Source organism: Allobosea sp. (genome assembly GCF_048595345.1).
Classification (GTDB): Bacteria; Pseudomonadota; Alphaproteobacteria; order Rhizobiales; family Beijerinckiaceae; genus Allobosea.
In genome coordinates this window covers 1-3,472 of sequence record NZ_JBMDWH010000144.1, presented here as the reverse complement: position 1 = coordinate 3,472, position 3,472 = coordinate 1, and the positions used below count along the sequence as shown (strand labels likewise).

The following is a 3,472-nucleotide window of genomic DNA, read 5'->3' as shown; positions in this document are numbered from 1 at the left end:
GCCAGCTGGTCGGCCGACATTTCGAGCGAGAAGAAGCCGACGATGCCTCCATCGACGGATTTGATCGTGCCGTCTTCCTGCCGCTCGCCGCGCCAGGCTTTTGCGATGTTGAAGGCGATGTTGGTGGCGAGCGAGGTCTTGCCCATGGCGGGGCGCCCGGCGAGCACCACAAGGTCGGAGCGCTGCAGGCCGCCCATGCGCTGGTCGACATCGCGCAGGCCGGTCGAGATGCCGGAAAGGCCGCCGGCGCGCTGATAGGCGCTCGCGGCCATGTCGATGGCGAGGCGCAGCGCCCCGTCGAATTTCTGGAAACCGCCCTCGTAGCGGCCCTTTTCCGCCAGCTCGTAGAGCTTGCGCTCCGCATCCTCGATCTGCTCGCGCGGCGCCATCTCGACGGGGGCGTCATAGGCGACGTTGACGAGGTCCTCGCCGACCCCGATCAACTGGCGGCGGATCGCGAGGTCGTAGATCGTGCGGCCATAGTCGCCGGCGTTGATGACCGTCGTCGCCTCGGCCGCAAGGCGCGCGAGATACTGGCTTGGGGTGATGTCGCCGAGATCGAGATCGCCGACGAAGGTCTTCAGCGTAATCGGCGTGGCGAGCTTGCCGGCGCGGATCATGCTGCCGACCAGCTCGAACACGCGCTGGTGGATCGGCTCGAAGAAATGGTCGGGCAGCAGGAAGTCAGAGACGCGGTAGAAGGCGTCGTTATTCACCAGGATAGCGCCCAGCAGCGCCTGCTCCGCCTCGATGTTGTGAGGCTGGACGCGGTAGTCGGCCTCGCGATTGTCGAGGCGGGCGACGAGGGCTGTGACGGGGGCCATGGCGATCTGGATACGTCAGCGGGAACGGTTGTTGAACGGGAACATATAGAGAACGCAATTTTCCTCGGCAAGCTGTGCCCGTTCTTCACAGCGCGGCGTCCACAACCGGGCGAAGCGCAATCTCATGCCGGGATGCCGGAACGAAAAAAGGCGCCGCGATCGCTCGCGACGCCCCTTCTGCAAAGCCTTCCGGCTCTCAGCGGTCGTCTTCGCCGGCTTCGGCCAGGGCGGCGCCGACTTCGAGGCCGAGGTCGTCCAGATCGAACTCCTCACGGGCCGTGACGGTCTCGCCGGCGGCCTGACGGTCGGCTTCCTGGGCAGAGCGGGCGACGTTGACGGTCACGGTGACCGAGACTTCCGGGTGCAGCACGACCGGAACGGTGTGCAGGCCGAGGGTCTTGATCGGCGTGTTGAGCGTGATCTGGCTGCGGGCCACCTTGAAGCCCTCGGCGACCAGCGCGTCGGCGATGTCGCGGGTCGAGACCGACCCGTAGAGCACGCCGGACTCACCCGACTGGCGCAGGATCACGACGCTCTGGCCGTCGAGGCGCTCGGCGATCGCATCGGCTTCCGACTTGAGTTCGAGGTTGCGGGTCTCGAGCTCGAGCTTCTGGCTCTCGAAGCGCTTCTTGTTGTCCTCGGTGGCGCGCAGCGCCTTGCCGCGGGCGAGAAGGAAATTGCGGCCGAAGCCGTCGCGGACGCGCACGACATCGCCCATCTGGCCGAGCTTGGCGACTCGTTCGAGCAGGATCACTTCCATTTTGTCTCTCCTTGAGGTCTTGGAATCAGGATTTGGCGGGTGGAGGGGGTAGCGCGCGCCTGCGCAGGCCGAACACGGTGTCGGCCAGCCCGATGAGCGCGAGCAGGGGTGTCAGAACGGCCTGCATCACGACCAGCGCGACATAGACCGAGATGAGCATCGGCAGCCGCCAGGAGCGGCCGCGCGACAGGTCGTGCAGCAGGCACAGCCCGCTGAACATGAAGGCGGCGAACAGGGCGCCGCACAGCGCCATGGCGGCCAGGCCGACGAAATTGCCGAGCGCGGCCAGAACGCCGGCGCCGAGCAGGATCAGCAGCGTCACGCGCGGCAGCGTCATCCCCGGAATGAAGGGCCAGGGGCGCGGCAGCCGGCCGGAGATCGCCACCGCCTTGGCCGCCAGCCAGAGATTGAGCGTGATGGTGGTGACGAAGGAGGCGCCGATGCCGAGCGGCACGGCGGGGGCCAGGCTGTCCGCGAGCTCCTTCACCGGCATGTCGGCCGGCAGGGCGATCATCCGGCTGCGGACCATCTCGTTCAGCAGCGTCTCGATCATGCGGGCGACGGCGCCGCGATAGGTGTCGTAATCGGTGGTCATCACCAGCGCGCTGCCGACGGTGGCGAGCGCCGCCGTGCCGGCGATCCACAGCATCAGCTTTCCGAGCGGATACCATTCCAGCACGCCGCGCTCGTCGGTGCGGGCGAGCAGCGCGAGATAGGCGATCCACCAGGCCGGCAGGCCGATGATGAGGGCGAAGGCGACGCCGCCCTTCACCGACAGGGCCACGGCGACCGCGAGCGCGCCGGCGGCGGTCGCGATCAGGCCGGCACGATGGTTCCAGCCCAATGCGGCGATGAAGATGGGGAGGGGGGAAGCGGAATACAGCAGGGCGGACAGCGGCGATCCGGTGATCACCACTGCAAACAAAAGGGCCGCCACGAGGCCCGCGCCGATGCCGACGACCGGAATCATCACTCTCGTCCTGCTGTCCCGCTGCTCGCTGCCTCGAAGGGCCCCGGCAGGGTGAGAGGCGTCTCGCCTCAACGAACCCGGGGGAGTCTCACCGCCGGGCGACTGGGTTCAAACGAAAACCGGAGGCGCCGGGGCACCTCCGGATGATCACATCCGCTCAGCGGATGACGTAGGGCAGCAGGCCGAGGAAGCGGGCGCGCTTGATCGCCTGGGCGAGCTCACGCTGCTTCTTGGCCGAGACGGCCGTGATGCGAGACGGGACGATCTTGCCGCGCTCGGAGATGTAGCGCGAGAGCAGACGCACGTCCTTGTAGTCGATCTTCGGAGCGCCCTCGCCCGAGAAGGGGCAGGACTTGCGGCGGCGGAAGAAGGGGCGACGGGCGCCGGCGGATGCAGTCGACATTCTCAGGCCTCCGCTTCGGCGGTTTCGGTGACTTCGTCGTCACGACGCGGGCGGTCACGGCGCGGGCCGCGATCGAAGCGGTCGCCGCCACGCTCGGGACGGTCCTCGCGGTCACGCTTCTGCAGCATGGCCGACGGACCTTCCTCCAGCTCCTCGACCTTGACGGTCATGAAGCGCAGGATGTCCTCGTTGATGCGCATCTGACGCTCCATCTCCAGCACGGCGGCAGAGGGGGCCTCGATGTTCAGCAGCGTGTAATGCGCCTTGCGGTTCTTCTTGATGCGGTAGCCCAGGGACTTGACGCCCCAGTACTCGACCTTGCGGATGGCGCCGCCATTCGCTTCGATCACGCCCTTGAACTGCTCGACGAGGGTTTCGACCTGCTGCGCGCTGACATCCTGCCGCGCGAGCAGCACATGCTCGTACAATGCCATTTGAGAGTTGGCCTTTCTGTTTCACCCTGCTTCGCCCGGCGCGGAGCCCTCCGAGCCCTGGAACAGGCCCGACAGGATTTC

At 67.1% G+C, this 3,472-nt stretch carries 5 protein-coding genes; all 5 read right to left on the bottom strand.

The window, feature by feature from the left end; all coding sequences use genetic code 11:
- Nucleotides 1-824: DnaB-like helicase N-terminal domain-containing protein (locus ACOJTB_RS13780; protein WP_420103099.1), on the bottom strand; the 824-nt coding region annotated here is incomplete at its 3' end.
- A 196-nt stretch (nucleotides 825-1,020) separates the two neighbouring features.
- Complete coding sequence (rplI, locus tag ACOJTB_RS13775; RefSeq protein ID WP_420103098.1) at nucleotides 1,021-1,584, bottom strand: 50S ribosomal protein L9; 564 nt, start codon at nucleotides 1,582-1,584, stop codon at nucleotides 1,021-1,023.
- A 25-nt stretch (nucleotides 1,585-1,609) separates the two neighbouring features.
- The gene (locus tag ACOJTB_RS13770) at nucleotides 1,610-2,554 is read right to left on the bottom strand and encodes a YybS family protein (RefSeq protein ID WP_420103097.1); all 945 of its coding nucleotides are present in this window, start codon (nucleotides 2,552-2,554) and stop codon (nucleotides 1,610-1,612) included.
- A gap of 157 nt (nucleotides 2,555-2,711) precedes the next feature.
- The gene (gene rpsR, locus ACOJTB_RS13765; RefSeq protein WP_038367644.1) at nucleotides 2,712-2,957 is read right to left on the bottom strand and encodes a 30S ribosomal protein S18; all 246 of its coding nucleotides are present in this window, start codon (nucleotides 2,955-2,957) and stop codon (nucleotides 2,712-2,714) included.
- A gap of 2 nt (nucleotides 2,958-2,959) precedes the next feature.
- Complete coding sequence (gene rpsF / locus ACOJTB_RS13760) at nucleotides 2,960-3,391, bottom strand: 30S ribosomal protein S6 (RefSeq protein ID WP_420103096.1); 432 nt, start codon at nucleotides 3,389-3,391, stop codon at nucleotides 2,960-2,962.
- Nucleotides 3,392-3,472: the final 81 nt, after the last annotated feature.

Bases quoted from the DNA above. Each gene is read 5' to 3' on its own strand.
- rplI (WP_420103098.1), bottom strand. From the start codon at position 1,584: ATGGAAGTGATCCTGCTCGAACGAGTCGCCAAGCTCGGCCAGATGGGC.
- ACOJTB_RS13770 (WP_420103097.1), bottom strand. From the start codon at position 2,554: ATGATTCCGGTCGTCGGCATCGGCGCGGGCCTCGTGGCGGCCCTTTTG.
- rpsR (WP_038367644.1), bottom strand. From the start codon at position 2,957: ATGTCGACTGCATCCGCCGGCGCCCGTCGCCCCTTCTTCCGCCGCCGC.
- rpsF (WP_420103096.1), bottom strand. From the start codon at position 3,391: ATGGCATTGTACGAGCATGTGCTGCTCGCGCGGCAGGATGTCAGCGCG.